The organism is Paenibacillus sp. FSL K6-2859, assembly GCF_038008265.1.
Classification (GTDB): Bacteria; Bacillota; Bacilli; order Paenibacillales; family Paenibacillaceae; genus Paenibacillus_AQ; species Paenibacillus_AQ nitricinens.
Genome location: NZ_JBBOYU010000001.1, coordinates 196,717 through 220,083, shown reverse-complemented (window position 1 = coordinate 220,083; position 23,367 = coordinate 196,717). Strand labels below are relative to the sequence as shown.

The following is a 23,367-nucleotide window of genomic DNA, read 5'->3' as shown; positions in this document are numbered from 1 at the left end:
TAAGAGCCTGCTTCTTCATTTTTAACTTACTCTTATTCCAAGTTAATTTCTGTTCAAGGCCTCACTCATCGCATTAACTGTGTCCTTGTGGGTCTTATCAAATAGATGCGTATATATCTTGTTTGTCGTTCCTATATCCGAATGACCTAAGGCTTCAGATATTGCCTTTAAATCGACACCATATTCATATAATATACTGCTGAATGTATGCCTAAGATCATGCAGTCTCAATTTTGGCAATTGATACTTTACTAAAAAGGCCCCAAACATTTCAGTTACCGAATTAACTCGATAGGGCTTTCCATTGTCATGAGCAAAAACATAATCTGAACTATCATAATTCCCTTCCAATATCACCTTTAATTCATCCTGCCTATCCCTACACTTTTGCAAGACAGCTAATAATTCGTCCGGAATGAAAAGGGTCCTCTCGCTTTTTTCAGATTTAGGTTTCTTAGTTACGACATTTGCTCCTGCACTAGTACGAACTTCTTTTATTTGTAGCAAACGCTTGTCCAGGTCCACGTATTTCCATCTCAATCCAACTATTTCTTCTCTTCTTAATCCTAAATAACCCGCCAAAAACACCGGAACTTCAAGCCTGGTATCGTTAACACAATCGAATAATTTGCGTAATTGTTCGATTGTATAATAGTTTGCTTCAAACTTTACTTTTTTAGGTAAAGATACAGCATCAGCAATATTTCTATACACAAACTGCTGTTTCAATGCGTAGTCTAACGCCTTTCGGATATTTGCGTGATGCTTGTGAACAGAATTTGGAGATAGCTTTTTATCTTCCAATAAGTGTTTATAGTATGATTGCAAATGTTGTGGTAAGAGCTTCTGAAGTTGGACGTTACCCATATAGGGAATTATGTGCTTTGATATGATATTTCTGTACCCATATTGTGTAGTAACCTCACAGTTGTATTTCACATAATTATCCATCCGATGATTTAAAAATTCTCCAAATGTCATCTCCGTATCCTGAAGCGTTAGGTTACGACGTTGATTATACTCGAATTCATTTAATAGTTTTTTTGCTTCTGATTCGGTCATTGCCGTAATATACTTTCTCAGCCGCTTTCCATGACTATCCGTACCCAACTCTAAAGTAACCCTAAACTTACTACCTACCTTACTTATACTTCCTGCCATGATAGACATCCTTTCCAGAAAAATGATGAGGATCATAAAAGACCCTCTCCGGTACTCATGGATATAATGTATAGAAACAATCTTGTACTATACGCTTGGAAATTGAAACAAACGTTCTCTATGAAAATCTACTAATTGATTTGTAATTGCTTCTCTACCCAGGTAATCAGCGCGTTATGAGGTATACGAATTTGCTTCTGCAACTTAATCACGGGAAACCCCGCTTGTTTAGTCAGGGAATACATTGTATTACGTCCCACCCTTAATATCGCTCTAGCCTCATCAATTGTAAGTAATCGATTAATAGTAGTATCCATTTTTATTCCTCACGCTTTCGTTATAAGATTTGACCAAGTCATGTAGATTGTCTCCCTTGCAATGTAAAAAACTTTCTTTATCTTTATAAGCTTTATCTTTTGCAATGGGTTCTATCGCGCCCCAGCGTTTTCCTAGCTCAGCAAAACATACTGCTTCTTCAGGATCTTTTTCTTCTAATAATTCTGACAACATTATAGCCGCCTCAGGAATTTGTGCTTTTACGCATTCCCTTAACAGATTGATTACCTTTTTCTTTTTACTTCTGGAAAAATAATATCTTGCCAGCTTGTACTGAGCAAAGGCGAATCCACGTTCGGCTAACTCCTTCAGCATCTCAACAGCACGTAAAACCTGTGGCTCATGATCCTCTATTGCAGGTATTAGTTCATTTATATAGCACTCTGCAAGTTTTACTATGGCCCACACATTATCTTCTTTAGCTTCAGCTCTTAGTTTCCCTAGGGCCAAAGAATCGTTCGGGTCCAAAATAAGTCTCTGAAAATAAGCTTCTGCTATAATGAATCGTTCGTAAGACGATTGGGTATTTTTCATCCAAAACACTCCTTTATAACAATGATAAGCTGTGTAACTTGGTTAATCCCGTGCTTTAACTCGCCAGGACAAAAGCGCGTTCTAGCTGTATTTAAGCCTTCCTGGCAAGCTGCCAAGCAATTCCTGTGAATCAATTGAATATAACTCTTCACCCCATGCTTCAAATAGTTCACGGTCAATCCTAATAACTGATATTCGATTACCGTTGACCGAAACTCTAATAGTACGAGTCCCATCCTGACTTTTTCCAGGTACAAGAAGCTTGGAGTCACATAAGTACCCCCAGAGTGTTTTATCCTTTACAGGAAAAAGCATCTGACGCTTACTGTAATAAGAACAAATGCTGTTATAAATGGAGTCCGGAAGCAAGTAGAGGTAATTGTTATCTCGATAACCGATAGGCTTCATATCTTTGTTAAACACGGGAACTACTTTTCTTTTATCCTTGAGCTCTATGTCCAGCAAGAATATTGATTTTGTTGCCAATAGTTCTTTCAAAGCAGTTACGAACATTTCAACTTCATTATTTGACTCTGCATCTCGAACCATTTCTTGAATTCTCTCAGACAAAATAGCTTTATTCTCATCTTTCATTAAATTAAACTGATCTTCTTCTATAGCCTGGTTTCTCTTTGCATACCTAAGAAACATATGAAATGATGTTTGTAGCCAAGCTGCACTATGAATCTGTCTCCCGTGAGCTTTTGGATGAGCCTGCATGAAGATTCGTTCATATTTACGAAATAAATGCTCAACTCGCTCTATGAATTGCACACTATCTTGTGATATATACTCGATATAATGATATATGGCTGCTGAATACTTCTCATGATTCCGTTGAGCCAATGTCAGCTTTTCTAAATTGATTGTCTTTTCGTTAATGGGTAGAAGAAACCCTCGGGCTTTAGATGAAACACTCTGTATCACATCTTCTTCCGCTGTAATCACCGCCATTCCTTGCGGTCGTATCTCTATTTTTCTTGTGTTAGAATACATTTTCTGTCGTCCTACTGAGTCACCTGTCGAACGGAAAATCCCCTCTACCTTCATTAGAAGGTTACGTCTTTCTTGTGCATTAAAAGTAGGTGGAACATCATCTATTAACGTAACTGTATCTCGTCTTTCCATCCTTGTTAATTCCATTGCCGGACCCGTACTAGTAAAATTTGTAGGAATGCCTTCCCATTCGTCAAATATGTTAAATATAACCTTAGAAACACTTGTTTTGCGGCTACCCGTCTTGCCATGAATGTATAAAACAAATTCAGGTTTATGTGGAGTTTCATCCAACAAGGATTTATAGCAACTTAATAAGGCGAATGAAATTGCCGGATAGCTAAATTTATGATCACTGATTTCAAGGAATAATTCCATCATTGCATGTATTGAAGAAGCCCTATCAATTCCAGGCTGCTTCAATGCGTAATGGGATAAGCTTTCATGGGGTTGAATGTTATTCCTCTTACTGTTTCCGATTACTCCTGAACCAGTGATGTATACACCAGCATGTTCCTTCGACCAACCGATATAACCCATTTGGTGGACTGTAGTTATATTGGGACATAGTATATCAATATATTTAACAAGCTTATCATAGTTACAACAGTAGTTTGCTCTAAAACCTAAAGAGTTCCTGAGCCAGTCCGGGTTTTTACGCAATGACTTAGGAGTTATAAGAATCTTATGCCATTTCTCGTTATGATAAGCGGCTATCTGTAATAGCCTCTCGCTCCTGTCCAAATAGTGAACAACCATATCCATAACAGGAATAAAGAAGACATTACAGAAATCACTCATAGTATCTCCCGATACTTGCGATATTCCATTTTCTTTATCTACGTAGAACCTGCATGAGTCAGCACCGGAGTGATTCTTTAAATAATCATTTTGCATTTTGAAGAACTCATCGTCGAATACCTCGTAGTCTCCTGATCCACTAAAACTTTTGATTCTTCCTTGGAGTGTATCCATTTGATCTTTAATATACATGAGTATCCCTACCCTTCGTTTAAGTATTAGTGATTAAGTTTTCAAGGAACATTGAAATTTATTTTCTAACTCTATGGCTCAGTATCAAAGGTGCTTTTATTCACTGTTATCACATCCCATTTGCTCTTGTTTCTTCTTGCTTAGAGCTTAACAAATTTAAAAAAACTGGGATGAAATGCTCCATTTCAACATTTTTTTTGAAAATATGATATAATAAAAAGTCAGGGCTGATGAATCGCATTTAAGCGTTCATCAGCCCTGACCTTTTATTACCTATTCCTTCTATGTTATATGCCTAATTTTTCTTTTATAAGCTCGAATCCATAATCTTTATTAGATATCTTTAAAGCTATCTTACTGTATTTATCATCTACTTCCTCTACTAAACCCATCTGCTCTATTAATACTGACTGAATCGAATATTCTGATACGGTTCTTTTTACCGACTGGAAAAGGGTATTCACTTCTTTAAAAAGTCCTATGTCAAATGGTTCTTCAAATACTGAATTAAAAATAATGTCAGTAGTACCTACTCGTATAGAATCGCGGTACAAGAGATAGCAAAAGTATTGTTCCATTACTGGTATTGTAACCAAAGACATATGTAGAAATATATCTTGTAACTCTGATAATTTAAAATCAATATCAGAAGCATTATTATCTTTGTTACAAAAGTCAAAAAAGCTCAAGAATTTCGTTCTACTAATAGCATTGGGCAGAATAGACAGGAGACTAATTGTTTTATTGATCTTAACTCGTAGGATCTCCGCACTAATTTGATTGAAAATTGCCTCCCTACGCTTTAATGTAGAACCGATTAGAAGAATGTTATACTCCCTTTCAAACAAAAAGCTATTAAATAAATAAAACTCATCAAATTTCTCAGTGCTATAATGAACCAGTTTATTGGGCTCCTTCAATATCCAAGTATTTTTAGGATTGTTAAGACTTAAATATTTATCAAATATGAGTTCGAATGATTCATAACCGCTATTGATCTTTGATTGATCCCTTATTGTATTCTCACGCATTGCCTTAGTAAAATCCCAATAACAAACCATATGAAAGATAAATGGAAAAAATTCAAAAGGAACTTTTGGCTCTGAAAAACTTTTACCACTCTCAATTGATATCAAGTCTCTCTCTAACTTTAGGTGTTCAGAAGTATTTTTAAATCCATTTTTATAGGTTTTACTATCTTTATATCCTTTGACTTCTTTCTCTTCTTTCTTTTCTTTCTCTTCTTGTTCTTCTTGTTCTTCCTCTTTTTGCTCTGACCTTTTTTCTACCTTATCTTCATGAAATGAAAAACTATGTAAAAAATCATCACAAAACTTAATATTGTCATCAATTAAATGAGCAGGATTATTATACTCCTGAGAAATTAGTGCATTAAGGATTAGATGCTGCTTTAAATCTTCCTCAAACTCCAATTTACTATATCCATTTCCCCAGTATTCATCAATACTCTCCGGCAAAATATCCTGGCAAGTGTTTATTACATAACCCGCAATTTCGTAGAGAATGCTCTCTTCTAGGGTATTGGTTTGTATTCCCCCTAGATCCTCTTTTTTTAAAGGCAAATTGAATTTTTCTGCCAACCTATTTATTTCATCTCCATCCGGAACTTTGGTAATATACCTCAACCTTGATCAACATCCTTTATAAATTATTTGAAATGTACTTTCGTTTACTCTTTCTAATAATATACTCCATAACTTCGCTACGCTGAATTCGATAGCAGTTCCCAATACGAAATGAACTAATTTCCTCTTTTTTTAAAAGTCGATACACAGTGCTATACCCCACCTGTAATAAATCTGCCAGTTGCTCCACATTAAGAATTTCATTGTCGTTATACATTCAACCATCTCCAATTTTATATTTAGTTATTTGTTTGTTCAATCACATTAAATTACATTATTCTACATTCAGCTTCGTTATCTCTCTCCAAAAATTAAACTTGTAAAAATACATAACTAGGTAAATCGACCTTAAATACCTTTTTATTTGTTCTTATACATTTAGTTAGAACCATTACCCTTACGACATCCAAAAGAATTGGGAGATGATATATATGTATATATCTAATGATTAATCTATTTATAATATCTACGCTCTACAATCCAAATCCCTCTACCTTACAGTCACTTTTAAAAAAACAAAACCTATTTCTAACTGTTAAAGGAGAATGATGATTATGTTTCATACAACTCTATTATTTCAGTCTTTAAAGTCAGTAGACTTCCCCATTGTTTCATCCCATTTAGCTTCTTTATCCAAAGAACATTCTGCCAGACATTATACTGATCCGGATTTCAATGATCTGCACATATATGAACTATACAAAGAGCAGGGAATCATCATTATGCTTAGAAGGACTAGGATTAGCAGAGGTGATAACACTCAGAATATAACGACTGGTGATAGTTCTGAAGGAATCTATTATCACGCAATAGAAATTCGTTTGAATCCTAAGGTGCTTATAAAGAAAAACGAATATGTACAAGTTGCGAAACATAGCGACTATAAAGCCATCTGCCAGAGATTTAAAGCCGTTTCACAGCCGCTTCAGGAAAATTACGAGATTCGCCCTGGTCTATGTTGCTACTGGTTTAACTCAATTAATAGCTACCAAATAAAAAGAATTGATTACTGTGTAAACATTACGACTGAAATGCATGCTACCTACATTGAACTTATAAGGAGAGCCGATGTTCCTCCACATTTCCATTTTGTAAAAGTAATCGACAAGAAGACTGATAAAGAAATACTTTGTAAAAACAGCTTCTACGTGCAGACCAAAAATCATTCTGTCGGGATTAACTTTTATAACAAGGAGTACCAGATGCACAAAGAGTTCCCGCAATATGAAAACTTAAATGATGCAAAGAATATCATTAGGCTTGAAATCCAATGCATGACAGGAAAAACGAACAGTTTAAAGCAAAAATACGGATGGAGGTACAGGGACTTAATTAATTTTATTGATGACGATCTTGCAAGAAAGACGATTTACAGCTACTATGAAAAATCGGTAGGATTTGAAGATTATTATACGCTTGAAGAGGCGAAACACCGTATCCAGCTTTGCAATTATAAAAAAAAGACCATTGAAGATATGACTGAGGTTTTAGAACTTGTAAACAGAAAACGTTCTATTCACCAAGCCCGCTTGGCCTATAATGAAGATCTTCAAGATCCGAAAGAGCTTAAGAAGTTCAACTCTATTGTGAAAAAAATAAGAAAAAGCGACATAAACCCCGTAACCATTCCTGTAAATTGGGGATACAAACATATCCCGAATTTAGTAGTTGAAATGGATAAAGAGCTTATGCCGAAAAGTGAATTTGCTTAATTAGTTGTTCCATCTTTACTATAAAATATAGAGATCACAGTTACTTATTTATTGTTACCTTCTTCGCCTCTATCCATTGCTCATCTAGCCAGTTAATACCAAACATCCGTGCCGTTTCTTCTTCTTTTCCTTTATCAACCAGGAAACTTGCTTGGTTCAAATAGACAAGCACCTTGGTCCCTTTAATTTCTTTCACAACTCCATCAAAGGTTCCTACTCCCACTACATCACCTACATGTATTAAGCGTCCGCTATAATCCAGTGGATCAGTATTGTTATATTGAATTTTTTCGTGCTCTTTCTGAATGTTATCTACCGCATCGGCAAGTGATACATGATTATCCTCACTTTTCTTATAAATATCTAGCATTGCTATCTTATAATCAAAAGTGAACAGATCCGCCTCTTGTTCTTTAGCCCCTCCGTAATAGACCATAACAATTTTCGACTCTCGATTCCAACGTACTATAGCACCGAGGTTCTCTGTAACAAAACGAACTGGCAGCATAGTTCTTCCTTTTACGACTGTCGGAGCAACCGTAAGTGACTTCTCCTTACTATTTACTAAAGCCTTCTTCTGATCTAACCAAAGTTCTATCGTTTGAGTTTCAAGCTTTATCGTAATTTTGCGTTCATTCCCACTCCATTCCACTGTCCCGCCTAATCTCTCGACTATAGGAGCAATCGGAAGTAAAGTAGCTCCTTTAGATACTATAGGAGTCACACTGCCATCATTACTATCAAAAGTCCCACCATCATCTAACGTTAACAACCAAGGGCTATTGATCTTCATTGCCAAGACTATGCCTGGATTGATCTTATCAGATATGTTTCCTTCCTGTAATTTCTTTAAATCCTCTTGAGATCCAAAAACATGACTTTGGTTTCTTTTATTGTCGAAACGGGCAATCGTTATCTGACTTGATGAAATCTCAATATCTTTATCCAGGGTCTCAAGAATGATTTTTTCAAGAAAGGATAACGGAGCAAAAGCACCTTCTGAAGCGTAAGGAAAGATGGAAGGTTTTTCAAGCTGATATGTCTGACCTGTCAGTTCAAAACAGGCACCAGATTCATCAACAACATATTCAGTTACATTAGTATCTCCTTCAGTAAACTTATAGCAAGTACCCCTAAAAGTTACGAAGGATTGAGTTGGTGTTGCGCTTCTGGAAACAGTCTCTCCACCTGAAGTATCAGTAATTTTCAAAATCGGCCCAATAGGGAGCATCTGGACATTATCCGTTACAATAGGTGCCGCCACATCCCCTTCGTTAATCCCCCCTACCAGGACATGAATAGTGTTAGATTCGGCACTTACTAAATGTGCTGATGTGAGAGCAGCAATAATTAAAACGATGGTAAAACAAAACACCTGTATTTTACTTGATAGTCTCATATATGAGATCCTCCCTCATTTAAGCTTACTAACCCTTTTGAAACAAACATATTTAACTACGAATGGCTTTCTATATTAGAAAAAATGGCTACCCTTCTGTATGACTTTAAAAGCCTCCTTGATATCCTCTAGTAACGTTGTATCAGTTGTGAGTTCCTTTGCTGTAGCTAAGGCCTGAAGAGCCTCAGTGTCTCTTCGCATACGTGATAAGTGGATTGCCTTCTGATAGTACTGCCAGTTATATGTAGGCTCTAAAACGATCATATTATCTATAAGCCTTAAAGCAGCTTCGTAGACAGGTATTGCTGCAGTTATTTCTGTAAGATTTTCAATCAACTTTCCTTTTTCTATCAACAAACTCGATTTGGCATCTTGGACGGTAATAAAAGTATTATCACCTTCTTTTAAAGTCCTCTCCATCTCTTTGAGCTTTTTCAGGAATCATCATATAAGTCTATTAGTTGTTGGCAATCGTTTGTCGTCCATAGCTTATTTGCTCTAAAGAGCATTTGTAATAGTTTAAGCTTGTTTATACAAGCTACTTTAAACTCAGGAACACGAAATTGTCTTGTGGATATAGCAATAACCGAATCATAATTAAGTAATGCACCTTGATATTTGCCCTCTTTCCACAAAAGATTAGCTTGATGCAGTTCAGGTTCCCTATACTCATCAAAGGCATCAATGCCTTCAAATCTGATTTTCCCCACACCATAATTGATACCGTCGAACATCTAACCCCATCTCCTATCTCCTCAACGAAATTTCATTTCTAATGCTTATCACATTTCTTGCAAAATTGATTATTGCCACAGCCATAACAATAAAAATGATCACAACGCACACATAGATTTCCTTCAGAGATGGATTTTTGCTTAAAACACACACTACATTTAAACTGACCTTTTTCATTTAACTGATATGAATTCGCCATACTCTACCTCCTTTTTTTGGAATAGACATACTATTTTAGGCTTTCAGACCTATTACATTATTATTTTAGATTATAAGGGAGAGTATGGAAGGTATCAATCACTATAGTCATTAATAAAATTAGTTACTATAACCGTTTGCTGGGTTTTGAGCTAACCTCTATCTTGAGCATAGAGGTGAGTCAAGTTGAGTAAAATTGCTGACGCTGTAGGTTCTCAAATTAGAAACTTACGGCAAGAACGGGGAATTAGCCAGGAGAAGCTTGCTTTAATAGCAGGAATAAACACTTCATACGTCGGACAGATCGAGCGTGGAATAAGAAGCCCCACTATTGATATGCTGGATAAGATTGCTCAGGCACTTGAAGTTGGTGTAGTGGATTTTTTTGGTTCGGAGATTAATCGTGAAATTAATTCAAATCCGGAAACATTAAACAGACTCATGTTTGAGCTTCGAACTCGTTCAGAAGACGAACAAAATGCTATTTATGATATTGTAAAACGCCTTTTAATTTTTAAAGATACCAAATAAAAACTTTTTAATCACGAACCATTAACCCTTGCTCCTTCAAGCTCACATATTTTTGCCCAGCAATAATCAAATGATCCAGCACATCAATGCCAATAATCTGCCCTGCTTCAATTAAGCGGTGAGTAATAATTATATCTTCATTTGATGGAGTAGGGTCACCGCTAGGATGGGAGTGAGAGCAAATGATTGAAGCACAGGAGCGTTTGATGGCAACCTTGAATACTTCAAGTGGATGAACAATAGAAGCGTTAAGAGAGCCGATAGAGATCGTCTCCTTGTGTATTACACGATTCTTGGTGTTGAGGTACAAACCTATAAAATGCTCTTTGGTGTATTTCGATGCTCTGGCTCCAGTAGATGAAATGCATCTTCAGGCTTACAGATAACAGGATGCTCTAAATCGGGTATGATTAGGGTTCGGGCCAGTTTCAGTATTGCAGTGATTTGCCGAGCCTTATGAGTGCCAACACCGCTGATTGAAACCAGCTCCTGTTCTGTAACCTCTATAAGGTCAGAGACAGAAGGAAAGCGATTCATTATTTCTTCAATTAAATAGCTACCTTGTTTTTCGCGTAAAGATTCGGTTAGAAGTGATTTTAGTTCATTTTGTCGTTGTGTCACAGTAAATAAAGCCTCCCTTGTTATTTTTCTTGAAATTTAATTACTATTAAATTAAAGATACCGCCACTCTTGCTTAAAAGAAAAAACGAAAGCCACACAATCAAAAATGTGTGGCCTTCATTTTTTTAGGACTACCTATCGACTAGGTATCCGAATAATAATATATAATTATTTTATAGAAGAATGCTCATTTGGGAGCATCGCACGAATATTGGTCTTAAAACAATACACGTGATGGTTTTTCATTGATTAATCTTTGTCTTACCAGCATACAGAATGCTTCAATGGTAAGAATTCTATCTCTGTACTCTTTTGGATAAAACTCGTGATACCTCTTCGGCACAACTAATGTAACATTTAACCTTTCCATTTCATCCATCTGATCCATACTTATACCTTTTTCCATTGTGGCAAGATATTTAATTTGAGCTCTCTCAGCCTCATGAATTATTTGTCTCCATCTATCCTTGCAAGTTGTTTTGGCTGCAAGAAACATAAGCCGCTCTTCTGGGAATTGAGGATCTGCGTATTCACTGTTTCCTGGAAAAATGAAATCAGGTTTACTGTTATACTCGCTTTTTCCCGGATGAGAAAACGGTAAATTCCATTGTTTAAAGATGAACTCCAAATGATCCTCAAAGGATTGCCCTGCTCTCTTTTTCCGACGATTAAGAGCAGAGTTAGCAAATGCAAGTAAATCATCAACATTCTCAAACGCATTCTTTATTTGTTCTTTGTATATAAATTCTTCCAATGATTTAAATATACTGTATTCAATATCTATCCAATTCAGTAACATTTCATCCGACTCTTCATTCATAAATTTCCCCAACGGTTTTTTCGAGTATTTAAAGTAAATATCTCTAGCTACTTTGGCCATTTGTACCATACTCGGGAAGTTTATCTTACCCTTGGTATACTCCTCAATAAGATCCCCCAGTGTTGCATCATAACCATTACTTTCAATTCCGTAGGTAGCTACGTTGTTCACTGGTGAAATAGCAAAGGTCGCTAAAAATGCTTCTGAGTCATCTCCAGAGAGTACATATCCTAAATATTCATCTGGATTAATCGGAATTAGGATAAACAAATCTCCAACATATTCCTTTGTAAAGAAGGGGAATCCCTTGCCAAATCGTGTAATTCTGTATTCACTTTTGGTCTTACCGTACCACTTAAACATATTGTCAGTATATGCATCCAGTTGCTCCCAGAAAATGCGCACAGGCCTGTCTTTATTTTCACCCTTTTGCCCTGGCTCATCAAACATGAGTGGCCACGCACTTTTGGAAACATAAAAACCGCTCTGGTGTGCTCCATTAGAGCCGGTATCATTTGTAGAAATAAATTTGCAAAAGAATTTCTGATTCTGAGAAGCACGCGCAATAACCTCATCACGTATATTCTCGAAATTAAATTCCCCCCTATAATATTCTTCAGATAGTTTATTTTCGATTAAGGAATCAATCAGACTCGCTGCTATTCTCTCCACTACCGGAACGGAAACAGAATTACCAAACTGTTTATATGCCGCAGTATCAGATACCACAATTCTATAATTTTCCGGAAACCCCTGTATACGCGCACACTCCCTTGGAGTCAACCTTCTGGGATTCTTGCCTTCCTGTGGTATCAGAATTTCAGAGCCATCCTTGTAATATCTAGCTGAAAGCGTCCTTGAAAAACTATCCAGATCAACTAATCCGAACCCAAAGCCATTTCCTGCTGCACGATGTTTATTTGCATAGTTTTGAAGATATTCCCATAGTTTGTCTGACAGGGTATACTTATCGGGGACAGAATCCTCCAAAATTGTTCCTATTCCCGGTCCTTTCCAAGGAAATTCGGGAAATTCGAATTCTAACGGCTCACGAAATCCGACCATATAGATGCGTTCCCTATGTTGGGGGACCAATCCTTTTGCATCGATAATAGAGGCATATAACTTATAGCCAAGTTCCTTTTCCAAAACTCTTCGTATTACCCTGAAAGTTTTCCCTTTATCATGAGATACTAAATTTTTTACATTTTCAAGAAGAAAAGCCTTTGGTTTTTTTTCCTTTATAATTCTGGCCAGTTCAAAAAAGAGCGTGCCTTGTGTCTCATCTTCAAAACCATGTTCACGACCCAAAGAAATTTTTTTGCTAACTCCCGCAAGGCTAAAGGGTTGACAAGGGAAACCCGCCAACAGAATATCATGGTCCGGAATCTCATCTGCAGAAACATTTCTTATATCACCAACAGGTTTCTCCCCAAAATTCTCTTGGTAGGTTATTTGCGCTTTAGGGTCCCACTCACATGAAAAGACACATTCACAACCATGTTTCTCAAATGCAAGACGAAGCCCCCCTATTCCCGCAAAAAGATCTATAAATTTATACATATTTTAAATACCTCTTTCTTTATATATCCGCATCGAAGCTGGGAAGTAATAAAATTATAACATAATATCGCTTACTAGAACTTATGTTCTTTTTTGAAATTTGTTATAATTGTAGGATATGGAAATACTTTTTTTGCAATTATGTTGTTAGATGTATCAAGTAAAAATATTTGAATTGGCTTCCCAAAGATTTCGTTTATTATGATAGCATTTCCTTCAGAATGTAATTCAAAACTTTCCACCCATACATTCGTTTCAGGTCCTTTAATATCAATATATACATTTAGAAAATATCGGGATTTTCCGTCTTTTATTATTTTAAATACTCCAGATATTCTTTTTTGCTGCACAATTCTTTCTGTGATATCTTGACGATACTTTAAATATAAATCAATTTTATCTCCTAAGTAACTATTTTCATGAATTTTCATTGTCTCTCTCCTAGCCTTTTAATTGAGGTGAACAAAATAGCTGATATAGTGGATAAAGAAAGCAGCAGCAAAATTATGAAGAATATAAAATCGATCACGAAACTGGAGGATCGCGTTGCCAAGTCACTTTGGAACCAAGGGATCAGGTTTAGAAGAAATGTGAAAGATTTATATGGCCAAACTGATATATCCATAAAGAAATATAATTAGTTATTTTTTATTGATTCTTGCTTTTGGCACAAATGTGATTAGCATTTACTCTTCAAAAAGCAATATGGAATTTAAGTTTGAAAAGTTAGAAGGGAACCATTAAAGATCTTTTGTGTGAAATTATTACTATAAGAAGAAAAACTGGAAGTATATTGAGAATTTGAGAGCATGAATTTCGCAACAATTTCGAAGACACAGTCAACATAATCGCCCCATTCATTAAGAATACAAAAATGACCCATGATGTTAAAAGGAAAGGTTGATGCAGCAATGGAAAAAGGGCAGTGGACCTTAAGTGAGGATGGAACTGTCTTGATTATTTTAGAGGATGGGACAAATTACACACCCAATTCAATGGAAATTTTTCTTTGTGAGTTCAAAGCTGTCTCGCCTGTCAAAAATGTATATGTCGATAGCCCCTCATCTGATATTCCCATGTTAAGTTTTTCGAAATTCCCAGTACCAGTAAGACTTCTACTAAAGTCTAATAATCAAAATGGTTCTTTCTCTCTTGATTCCAGCTTGGTATGCCAAGTTAAGGGAACAGCAATTCCTCTGAATCAAAAAACCACACATGAATATATAATTTCAGAAAATAAATGGTTTCCATTTGAGCAAGGAGCATTAGAAGAAATTTCACTGTTTCTTAAAGAGACAGGAATCACCTCTTTTGGTAAAGTCACTCTGAAGCAGTATCTTGCAATTAGTAAGTCCAAGCCTCCATTTTTATTGGATGAAACTAACCATTTGTCAGCCAGAACCCCCTTGGTTTTGATAAACAATGAAGAAATACCGCATTTTATTGGAACTTTGTTCCCATATCAACTCCAGGGTTACAATTGGTTAAAAATGATTTCCGAAGAAGATGCCGGTTGTATTTTGGCTGATGAAATGGGACTGGGAAAGACGGCCCAGATAATTGCTCTGTTGGCTAATGAAAAATTTGTCCGTAATAAGCCCTCTATGGTAATCGCCCCTGTAACTCTCATGGAAAATTGGAGGAGAGAAGTCTTAAAGTTTGCGCCTGAGCTAAAAACAATAATCCATCAGGGACAACAAAGGACCGGATATTATAAAAACCTTCTTGAATATGATGTAACAATTACTACCTATGAGACAATTGTTAGGGATCTTTCAATGTTTCAAATGATCGAATGGAATATTGTCATTCTTGACGAGGCCCAAGCAATAAAAAACCCTAGTGCCCAAAGAACCTTGGCCGTCAAGTTACTAAAAACGAGGGTATCAATAGCCGTTACTGGTACTCCTATCGAGAATCGTCTTACAGATATTTGGTCAATTATTGATTTTGCATTTCCAAATTATTTAGGAAGTCTCAAAGAATTCGAGAGTAATTACCAAGGTGATACCTATAGCGCAGGACAAATTGAGCCTTTGATCTCCCCGTTAATTTTGCGAAGACGTGTTTCAGAAGTTGCCAAGGATTTACCAGAAAGATTGGATATCCCCCAAATTCTTAACGTTACTGAACATGAAGCACAAATTTATGAAAAGCTACGCCAAGATGTTATTAATGAATATGGGAAAAATAGTAGCTTAGTCGCCCTAATAAAATTAAGGAAACTCTGTTGTCATCCTCTTTTATACGACAATAATGGTGATAATCCAGCAAAATTTTCGAAGTATCAAAGATTATTGGAAATTATAGAGGAGATTTATTACAGTAAAGAGAAGTTAATTATATTCACTACTTTTTCAGGAATGATAGACTTAATGATAAGGGATCTTCCGAAAAGATTTAATGTTTTCTGTGATTTTATTGATGGAAGAGTAGAGGTATCTGAAAGACAGAGTAAAATAGACGTTTTTAGCAATCAAACTGGATCAGCATTCCTAATATTGAACCCTAGGGCTGCAGGATCAGGCCTCAATATTACCGCAGCCAACCATGTCATCCATTATAATTTGGAATGGAACCCTGCAGTAGAAGACCAAGCCTCTGCTCGTTCGTACAGAAGAGGCCAAACACGCCCTGTTACTATACACAGGTTATACTTAGCCAATACGGTGGAAGAGACAATCAATGACCGAATTGAAATAAAACGTCAGTTGTCAGAAGCCGCAATAATTGGAACGGATGGCCAAACAGATCAACAGGATATACTACAGGCCCTAATGAAATCACCAATGGAAAGGAACAAATAAAGATGCAGAACAAGGAAACTGGAAGTCCCGTCGGGATTGAAAAAACATTAAGCTTAAATGACACAGGTCAAACCGGAGGACATCAAGCCGGAATACTTGTCCCTAAAACAATGCTGTTTTTCTTTCCGGAACTGGGCATTGATACTAAGAATCCCCGAGTTATCTTAAGATTTTCAGATTTAGAAGGGCAGTCATGGAAATTTAACTTTATATATTACAACAACCGTTATTTCGGAGGAACAAGGAATGAGTATCGACTCACTGGAATGACTTCATATATAAGACAAAACAATCTCATCGCAAATGACAAAATAACTCTCGAGAAAACATTTGATAATCGTCGTTTCATAAAATATGAAAGAATAAATGCGCTTGATCAAGTCCCCAACGATATTTTAGTACTAGGATCAGCATGGAAGGTGATAAAACTATGAAAACTAAACATATTCCCCCACGAGCAACAAGAATGATTGAAGGTTTGAGAGACACTGGATACGATTTTAATACAGCGATGGCAGATATAATCGATAATTCCATAGCCGCTGCTGCAACCAATATTGAAATATATATAAACATGGATTTTTCCGGAGATGTAAGCATATATATTGCCGATAACGGATGCGGCATGGACGAAGCACAGTTGGAGAATGCAATGACGTATGGTTCATTAGAGAGACCGAGTCCTGCAAGCCTAGGAAAGTTCGGAATGGGTTTAAAGACAGCCTCTACTGCTTTCTGTAGACAACTTTCTGTTTCAAGCAGACCTGCAGGTGACCGTGGCATTCTCAAGGCTCGTTGGGATTTGGATTATATAGCAGATGATGCAAAAGACTGGATGCTTCAGTATCCTGATTTGGATGAATTCGAACTAGAGTTGTTTGATAAAGTGGCTAAGCGAAGTTCTGGAACTGTTGTTACTTGGCAAGCTGTAGACAGATTAATTAAAGAGTATGCCGATAAAAGGGGAGCTGCTGCACAGCGAGCCCTCCGTAAAACTATAGACAGTCTTCAGGAACATATATCAATGGTATTTCAACGATTTCTTGATTCTAATTATATTGATACTCCCAATGTTTCAATCAGTATTAATGAAGTTTCTGTAGAGGCTTGGGATCCGTTCTATAAAAATAATAGCAAAACCATAGTAGCTGCTGAATTAACACAAGCAGTTCAAGTAAATGACGAAACCTCTACCTCTTTCAAAATCGGGGCTTATATCCTTCCGCGCAAGGAAGAATTTGATTCAGATGAGGATTGGAGAGCCGCCAAGTTAAATAATGATCTTCAAGGTTTTTATATTTATAGAGAAAATAGACTTATTCATTATGGGGGATGGCTTGGTATGTATACAACTGAACCCCATTCCACTTTATTGCGAATAGAATTTTCATTTGATCATACACTCGATGAGGCATTTAATGTCGATATAAAGAAGTCAAGAATTCTTCTTAGTGGCGAATTGTTTAACTGGCTAAAAACAACTTTCCTTCCTGCGCCTAGAAGAGCTGCAAATGAAAGATACAGAAAAGGCATAAATACCAGTATTACCAAAGCTGCCAAAGGGGCACATGATGGCTCTAATGCCGGTCTAAAATCTCATGAGAATGATGTGAAATTGGCCAGTTTTGAAGTTACAAACCCTTTAACAGGTGAAGTAGAAGTCACTAATAGGAAAGGCAGATTTACAATTAAGATTCCTATTGTACAATCCACTAAAGAGGGAGAATTGTTTGTTCAACCAGTAGACTCGATCGATGATGGCGCTCTTTGGGAACCCTGCTTAATCGACCAACATCACGCCATTCGAATTAACACCAAACATCCCTATTATCAGAAAATTTATATTCCAAATATTAATTCCGGTGTAACAATCCAAGGTATGGATTCTCTTCTTTGGGCTTTAGGAGAGGCTGAAAATGGTATAATTAATGATAAAACCAAATTCCACATCAAAGAACTAAGATATGAGGTTTCCAGAATTCTTAGATACCTAATGGAGGATTTACCTGACCCGGAGATAGAAAATGAATAGAATAAATCTAATTAACGTAATAACAAGAATTGAAAATAGATATGGTTTACCTGTAATACTAAATATTATTGACAAAGAAAGTTTAGAAATACGTCCGTTAGATTTGGATAAGGGTACCGGTTTTTGTATTAAAGTTACCTTGGGATGGAGAAATATAGTTGCAGAATTTATACCTGATAATTATTCCAAAAATTTAATCAGTATTATGGGATTGGCTGACGAGAAGCAAAAATTACTTTTTAAAATAATGCTTCTGAGTATTTTGCATAGTGGTAAAGAAATCGAAATGATCATTAATAATGAATCATTCTCTCCTTCAAGACCAGACTCTTGGCCATCGGAGTGGAAAAGCTTATACTTGAAATCCGTAAATTATCCCGTAATTAGTGAACGGCTGTCTTCTATTGATCTTCAAAATAATGTCGTAGATATTGCTTGCAGTATTCTGGCGTTATTGATACCCTTGCTACCGCTGGAAGAAACGGCCACCGGTGATGAAACAACTATAGGCCTACCGGAAGGTGCTTTGACTCGTGTAGAAGTCAATAAATATGAGAGAAGCTCATTAAATCGGGAAGCATGTATTATGGTTCATGGATGTAAGTGTGCTGTATGCAAATTAGAATTTGAAAGTTTTTACGGTCCAATAGGGAGAGACTTTATACATGTGCATCATATCCTCCCCGTCTCAACTGTCGGTTCTGGATATATTATAAACCCATCAACTGACTTGGTCCCGGTTTGTCCAAATTGTCATTCTATGTTGCATAAAAGAAATCCGCCATATATGGTAGAAGAGTTGAAAAGTATAATTGCCAAGAAATCTTAACAAATTAATATAATTGTATTGATTTTAATACTTTTGAGCTAATTATAAATTTTGCAATGCTTTAGAATAAAGAACCCGATACAAAATCGGGTTCTTTATCATTTTCTTTCTATGAGGATTCCGAGTAAATCTAGCAAAGGTTTTTTTCGATAAAGGATTTGCTTAATATACACCTAGGACAATACAACAAAGGTTAGTTAACGAGTTTGATCACAATTCGTCATCTCAATTGCATAACAGCAACTGCTGTTTGACTAACCAAAATTTCCAACAATTTCCCACATTGTAGATTGATGGTCTTCGAATCTCCCACCTATTTCAAGCTTAGCTTTTGTTGCAGCTGCTTTAAGGCCCATATTAACTCCTAAGTCATCCTCATATCTAACAGAAAGCGAAAAATCTTTCATACCGTACTTAAGCCGTCCCTCCGCGATTTGTTGCCATGTTGGTTCATGATAAAACCAAACTAAATTATCCGGTAATGCACTACTGGCATTGCCAATAAAATTGGCGGTAAAAAGTATCTCCGAACCAGACTTGTTTGCTGAAGAAGCCTCAAACCCTCCTCCAACATTTACATGCGGAATAGAAATATCCATTTTTGATGAAAATTCTTTTGACCATCCGTTTATGTGGTGCACTTCAAGAAAATCTGCCCCTAATGACATTAATAAAATAACAGCTTCTGAAAACTTATGTTCAAATGTAAGACGATGAAATTGTGCAAAAGGAAAATAAACATTAGGCGCTGCGGGGTGAGCTATGTAAAGCACACCAAACCTAGGGTGTCCCGGAGGAAACTTAATTCTACTAGCTTCACTCTGTGAAATGGATAAGGTCTTTATTCCTTGTTCTCGCAAATTCAATATCCCTTTATAAATTTCTAATGTTGCTTCAGCTAATGCAATTGGCGAAGGAGCAATAATTGTCGAAATTGTTCTTAATGCTTTAACAAACTTTGATTCCACCTGTTCTTCTGTATATCTTTGTTGTGCTTTTATTTGATCATCGCTTAACACAACAATCAGCTGTCTTTCAGCATATGGGCGTGATAATAACTCTTTTTTCTCAGTACTTTTCATATCAAACCGACATCTAATTATCTAATAAAATTATGAAGTAACATTAAATAAAATTCTATGAATTTTGTTAAAATCCTCTAATTAATGAAACTGAATCTTTATTTTTGTACAGAAGAGAAGTTAATACGTTTATAGAGATATACTAAAAATAAGAGCTAATTTAAGTCATCCTTGTAGTCACGTTGTCTACAAGGATGACCTAGATTAGCACCTTAATAATCTCAAGTCTTCATTCGGTCTACAATCCAACCCATAGACAGCAAAAAAACCGCTATTTCAGCGGGTTTTTTAGATGGAGCCGAGGGGAGTCGAACCCCTGTCCGAAGATAACGGCACATAAGCTTCTACGAGTGTAGTCACAGTTTTGATGTCACCCGAGTATCGCCCCGTAACCGGCTATACGTTGGGTCAGCCTGATTATCTTCTTCCGTTGACCCCAGGCGGAGACCAGACGGCGTATCCCACTACTTGTTAGCCCCTATCCCTGTCACATGGGCGATGCAGGGTAGAAGCACGCGCGCAGTTTCTTAGGCTGCGAAAGCGTAGTTGTTTTGTTGTTTGCCGTTTAATAGGCTTTAGCGTTGATGAAGCGGACGCGTCCCCACTACTCGCTACTCATGCTCGAACTACCCCCGTCGAATCCAAGAACGGCCCCTCATTAAAAAGGGCACTTCGGATCAAGCGGATCTTCCAAGCAAGAGAGATCCAATCCACAGCTTCTTCTTGAAGAAGTCTGTAACGAAGCAATAATCTTACTTACTCAGTATATCACATTTATCAATACTTTAACACGTGGGTTAAAGGAATTGAAGGTGGAAACTGGTACTCATTTGAATCGTCCATTCTTCCTAGATTATCTGGCGATCTTTTGCTTCTCACGCAATACACGCTGGATATCACGCTGAGCATCACGCTTAGCAGCAGAGTCACGTTTATCGTACTCTTTCTTACCTTTACCAAGACCGATTAACAGCTTCGCATAGCCATTTCGCACATAAACCTTGAGTGGCACAATCGTAAATCCATCTCGCTTGGACAAGCCCAGCAGTTTATGAATTTGCTCCTTATGCATCAGCAATTTTCGAGTACGCGTCGGGTCCGTAGGGTTAGCACGATTACCTTGTTCAAACGGGCTGATATGCATGTTGTGAATGTGAATCTCACCGTTACGGATCGTAGCAAAAGCATCTCCAATATTAGCGCGGCCATTACGCAGCGACTTGATCTCTGTACCTGTCAGCACCAAGCCAGCTTCATAAGTATCCTCGATAAAATAATCATGGGAAGCTTTTTTGTTCTGGGCAAGTACTTTCCCGTCTGCTTTTTTACCCATGAGAATCACTCCTTGAATCATATTCATAAGTTAAAGTAACCATGTCTCTCTAATCTTAAACGACATAGTCATCGAACGTCTGATCTATATTGTAACAAATGGAATCGATTGTGCGCAAGGAAGGATCAGGTAATCCTTTCTCGGCCATTTTGACAACTAGTTGTCAGTAAGTTTGCCCAATAGTTAACTTTAATTACATTTGTTTGTAAAAATACGTTTGTGTTTCTTTATTCACACATCCCAGTCAACTCATACCCTTTTCTATTCACTCTTTCCCTCCGACGATGGCGTAAAATAAGTTGTGTACCAAGATTTGGAGCCTAGTCAGGCAACAAAAAAGTAGGGTATTCTCGGGATTGCGAAGTCCACCAAGAAAGGAACCCTACTCGATGACTATTTTACCCGAAAACCAACTTAATAATCTATTTGAAAATCTTGTCACTCAGTTTGTAAAAGATAACATGGAATCCATTATGCGCGCAGAAATCCAAACGTTCATGTCGAGAGATGAAGCAGGTGCACGCAACAGCCGCAACGGATATTACACACGAAAACTGCATACGAAATACGGCAATGTGGAGGATTTAGAGGTTCCCCGAGACCGCCAAGGTCTGTTCCAGACTCAGTTGTTTGAGCCGTACCAGAGACGGGACGGCTGGCTGGAAGAGGCGGTAATTCAGATGTATAAGTCGGGCATGGGCACCCGGGATGTAGCCCGTTTTATTGAAAGTATGTTTGGCAGCCACTACTCCCCCACAACGGTCAGTAATATAACAGCTACGGTACTTGACGACATCCACCAGTGGCAAAAACGTTCGTTAAACAAGCGCTATTCCGTGATCTATCTGGACGGCTTGTACGTCAAGCTTAAACGCGGGACCGTCAAGGGAGAAGTCGTTTATTTCGCGATGGGGATCGACGAAGATGGGCACCGGCAAATTCTTGGCTTCTATGTAGGTGGCCAAGAGAGCGCAAACGGCTGGCGTGAAGTGTTGAAAGACCTCTACAACCGAGGCGCACAGGAAGTACTGCTCGGTATATTTGACGGGCTACCAGGACTCGATGCTGCATTTAAAGAAACCTACCCAAAAGCCGATGTGCAGCACTGTATTGTCCACAAGGTTCGCTCTACCTTCCCTAAAATCCGGATCCAGCACAAAACGGAAGTGATTGAGGATCTAAAGACCATCTACACGGCGCAGGACCACGATCTGGCGCTAGCTGCGTTTGATACGGTAAAGGCAAAATGGGGCAAGCTGTACCCCAAAGAGATGCGGTCTTGGGAGGAGCAACTCTCTACCTTGCTAACGTTTTACAAGTATCCGGCACTCGTGAAAGAAGCAATCTACACCTCCAATCCGATTGAACGAATGAACAAGGAAATCCGAAAGCGCCTAAAGCCGATGAACAGTCTCACGAATATGGATGCGGCAGAGAAAATTGTCTACCTCGACGTGATGGACTACAATGAACGTTTTAGCGAACGAGTGATTCGCGGCTTCGGTGATCTGGAGGTTAAGAAGAAACTGAACAACATGTTTGAAGCGCGGTACCCGGTGCAGGAAGGGCAGGAAGAACCTGCCTAATTTCCCCGCCCCAAAGAACATCCACACCCACTAACAGATACCCGAGAAGCTACTTTCTGTTCTCTTACACAAACTTCTTGACGCTACCCCTCCGACGCTACGCTAAAGCTACATAAATGCACTTTATACATCTATTTAATATATTTAGACGCTCGATGGTTGTTTAGTTGTACTTTCTGCAGTTAAAAACTCGAAAACATGCGGTTTTGAAGATACTGATCAGATTTAGTTGTACAAAGTGCAATTAACTCAATCTCTACTGAAACACCGGAATTTTAACTGCACATTATGCAATCAAAAAATAAGCATCGTTATAACACTGGTTACTTCGCTCCAATCCAAGTGTCAAAGTCACAAAATGACGCTGTCTCATAGCTTCTTCAGGCTATTACTCAACAACTTGTGGAAACCAATAGTCTCGTTCAGAAACGAGACTTTCACACTTGAGCAGCG

The 23,367-nt window shown here is 37.5% G+C and carries 23 protein-coding genes and 1 other RNA gene; 8 read left to right on the top strand and 16 right to left on the bottom strand.

Annotated elements, in window-relative coordinates; translation table 11 throughout:
• Positions 1 to 42: 42 nt before the first annotated feature.
• The 6 genes from MHB64_RS01065 to MHB64_RS01040 all read right to left on the bottom strand — a co-directional run bounded on the left by MHB64_RS01065 (position 43) and on the right by MHB64_RS01040 (position 5,883).
• On the bottom strand, positions 43 to 1,161 hold the full coding sequence (locus MHB64_RS01065; protein ID WP_341133513.1) for a site-specific integrase: 1,119 nt from the start codon (positions 1,159 to 1,161) through the stop codon (positions 43 to 45).
• A gap of 131 nt (positions 1,162 to 1,292) precedes the next feature.
• Positions 1,293 to 1,478, bottom strand: coding sequence for a helix-turn-helix domain-containing protein (locus tag MHB64_RS01060; protein ID WP_341133512.1), 186 nt, complete (start codon positions 1,476 to 1,478; stop codon positions 1,293 to 1,295).
• On the bottom strand, positions 1,462 to 2,031 hold the full coding sequence (locus MHB64_RS01055; RefSeq protein WP_341133511.1) for a hypothetical protein: 570 nt from the start codon (positions 2,029 to 2,031) through the stop codon (positions 1,462 to 1,464). The genes MHB64_RS01060 and MHB64_RS01055 overlap by 17 nt, the downstream gene beginning before the upstream one ends.
• An 81-nt stretch (positions 2,032 to 2,112) precedes the next feature.
• Positions 2,113 to 4,020, bottom strand: a complete 1,908-nt coding sequence (locus MHB64_RS01050; RefSeq protein ID WP_341133510.1) for a hypothetical protein — start codon at positions 4,018 to 4,020, stop codon at positions 2,113 to 2,115.
• A gap of 287 nt (positions 4,021 to 4,307) precedes the next feature.
• Positions 4,308 to 5,621, bottom strand: a complete 1,314-nt coding sequence (locus MHB64_RS01045) for a hypothetical protein (RefSeq protein ID WP_341133509.1) — start codon at positions 5,619 to 5,621, stop codon at positions 4,308 to 4,310.
• Positions 5,622 to 5,682: 61 nt separating this feature from the next.
• Positions 5,683 to 5,883, bottom strand: coding sequence for a helix-turn-helix domain-containing protein (locus MHB64_RS01040; RefSeq protein ID WP_341133508.1), 201 nt, complete (start codon positions 5,881 to 5,883; stop codon positions 5,683 to 5,685).
• Between the two features lie 337 nt (positions 5,884 to 6,220).
• On the opposite strand from MHB64_RS01040, the gene MHB64_RS01035 reads away from it, so the two are divergent.
• Entirely contained in the window at positions 6,221 to 7,378 is a 1,158-nt protein-coding gene (locus tag MHB64_RS01035) for a hypothetical protein (protein WP_341133507.1), read from the top strand.
• Between the two features lie 40 nt (positions 7,379 to 7,418).
• Here MHB64_RS01035 and MHB64_RS01030 read toward each other — a convergent pair whose 3' ends face one another.
• The 3 genes from MHB64_RS01030 to MHB64_RS01020 form a co-directional block, all read right to left on the bottom strand.
• The gene (locus MHB64_RS01030) at positions 7,419 to 8,777 is read right to left on the bottom strand and encodes a copper amine oxidase N-terminal domain-containing protein (protein ID WP_341133506.1); all 1,359 of its coding nucleotides are present in this window, start codon (positions 8,775 to 8,777) and stop codon (positions 7,419 to 7,421) included.
• A gap of 75 nt (positions 8,778 to 8,852) precedes the next feature.
• Positions 8,853 to 9,197: a hypothetical protein gene (locus MHB64_RS01025; protein ID WP_341133505.1), complete on the bottom strand. Its 345-nt coding sequence runs from the start codon at positions 9,195 to 9,197 to the stop codon at positions 8,853 to 8,855.
• Between the two features lie 14 nt (positions 9,198 to 9,211).
• Positions 9,212 to 9,511: a hypothetical protein gene (locus MHB64_RS01020; protein WP_341133504.1), complete on the bottom strand. Its 300-nt coding sequence runs from the start codon at positions 9,509 to 9,511 to the stop codon at positions 9,212 to 9,214.
• A 385-nt stretch (positions 9,512 to 9,896) separates the two neighbouring features.
• On the opposite strand from MHB64_RS01020, the gene MHB64_RS01015 reads away from it, so the two are divergent.
• Positions 9,897 to 10,241, top strand: coding sequence for a helix-turn-helix domain-containing protein (locus tag MHB64_RS01015; protein ID WP_341133503.1), 345 nt, complete (start codon positions 9,897 to 9,899; stop codon positions 10,239 to 10,241).
• Between the two features lie 7 nt (positions 10,242 to 10,248).
• Here the strand turns inward: MHB64_RS01015 and MHB64_RS01010 are convergent, their stop codons facing one another.
• The 4 genes from MHB64_RS01010 to MHB64_RS00995 form a co-directional block, all read right to left on the bottom strand.
• Positions 10,249 to 10,551: a JAB domain-containing protein gene (locus MHB64_RS01010; RefSeq protein ID WP_445671595.1), complete on the bottom strand. Its 303-nt coding sequence runs from the start codon at positions 10,549 to 10,551 to the stop codon at positions 10,249 to 10,251.
• 2 nt (positions 10,552 to 10,553) lie between these two features.
• Positions 10,554 to 10,862 carry a hypothetical protein gene (locus tag MHB64_RS01005; RefSeq protein ID WP_341133502.1) on the bottom strand — a complete coding sequence of 103 codons (309 nt, stop codon included), beginning with the start codon at positions 10,860 to 10,862 and terminating at the stop codon, positions 10,554 to 10,556.
• Between the two features lie 217 nt (positions 10,863 to 11,079).
• The gene (locus tag MHB64_RS01000) at positions 11,080 to 13,245 is read right to left on the bottom strand and encodes a type II restriction endonuclease (protein WP_341133501.1); all 2,166 of its coding nucleotides are present in this window, start codon (positions 13,243 to 13,245) and stop codon (positions 11,080 to 11,082) included.
• A 74-nt stretch (positions 13,246 to 13,319) separates the two neighbouring features.
• Positions 13,320 to 13,676 (bottom strand): hypothetical protein, encoded by a 357-nt coding sequence (locus MHB64_RS00995; protein ID WP_341133500.1) that lies wholly within the window; start codon positions 13,674 to 13,676, stop codon positions 13,320 to 13,322.
• Between MHB64_RS00995 and MHB64_RS33840 the strand changes: the two genes are divergently transcribed.
• The 5 genes from MHB64_RS33840 (at position 13,665) to MHB64_RS00975 (ending at position 18,913) form a co-directional block, all read left to right on the top strand.
• On the top strand, positions 13,665 to 13,886 hold the full coding sequence (locus tag MHB64_RS33840; protein WP_445671594.1) for a hypothetical protein: 222 nt from the start codon (positions 13,665 to 13,667) through the stop codon (positions 13,884 to 13,886). The genes MHB64_RS00995 and MHB64_RS33840 overlap by 12 nt on opposite strands.
• Positions 13,887 to 14,126: 240 nt before the next feature.
• On the top strand, positions 14,127 to 16,052 hold the full coding sequence (locus MHB64_RS00990; RefSeq protein ID WP_341133499.1) for a DEAD/DEAH box helicase: 1,926 nt from the start codon (positions 14,127 to 14,129) through the stop codon (positions 16,050 to 16,052).
• A gap of 2 nt (positions 16,053 to 16,054) precedes the next feature.
• Positions 16,055 to 16,486: an EcoRII N-terminal effector-binding domain-containing protein gene (locus tag MHB64_RS00985; protein WP_341133498.1), complete on the top strand. Its 432-nt coding sequence runs from the start codon at positions 16,055 to 16,057 to the stop codon at positions 16,484 to 16,486.
• Positions 16,483 to 18,084 (top strand): ATP-binding protein, encoded by a 1,602-nt coding sequence (locus MHB64_RS00980; RefSeq protein WP_341133497.1) that lies wholly within the window; start codon positions 16,483 to 16,485, stop codon positions 18,082 to 18,084. The genes MHB64_RS00985 and MHB64_RS00980 overlap by 4 nt, the downstream gene beginning before the upstream one ends.
• Entirely contained in the window at positions 18,077 to 18,913 is an 837-nt protein-coding gene (locus tag MHB64_RS00975) for an HNH endonuclease (RefSeq protein ID WP_341133496.1), read from the top strand. The genes MHB64_RS00980 and MHB64_RS00975 overlap by 8 nt, the downstream gene beginning before the upstream one ends.
• Positions 18,914 to 19,167: 254 nt before the next feature.
• Here the strand turns inward: MHB64_RS00975 and MHB64_RS00970 are convergent, their stop codons facing one another.
• The 3 genes from MHB64_RS00970 to smpB form a co-directional block, all read right to left on the bottom strand.
• Positions 19,168 to 19,995, bottom strand: coding sequence for a hypothetical protein (locus MHB64_RS00970; RefSeq protein WP_341133495.1), 828 nt, complete (start codon positions 19,993 to 19,995; stop codon positions 19,168 to 19,170).
• Between the two features lie 290 nt (positions 19,996 to 20,285).
• Positions 20,286 to 20,650, bottom strand: a transfer-messenger RNA (tmRNA) gene (ssrA, locus tag MHB64_RS00965).
• Between the two features lie 198 nt (positions 20,651 to 20,848).
• Positions 20,849 to 21,328, bottom strand: a complete 480-nt coding sequence (gene smpB / locus MHB64_RS00960) for an SsrA-binding protein SmpB (protein WP_042123338.1) — start codon at positions 21,326 to 21,328, stop codon at positions 20,849 to 20,851.
• A 389-nt stretch (positions 21,329 to 21,717) separates the two neighbouring features.
• Between smpB and MHB64_RS00955 the strand changes: the two genes are divergently transcribed.
• On the top strand, positions 21,718 to 22,914 hold the full coding sequence (locus tag MHB64_RS00955; RefSeq protein WP_341133494.1) for an IS256 family transposase: 1,197 nt from the start codon (positions 21,718 to 21,720) through the stop codon (positions 22,912 to 22,914).
• The last annotated feature ends 453 nt before the right edge of the window (positions 22,915 to 23,367 follow it).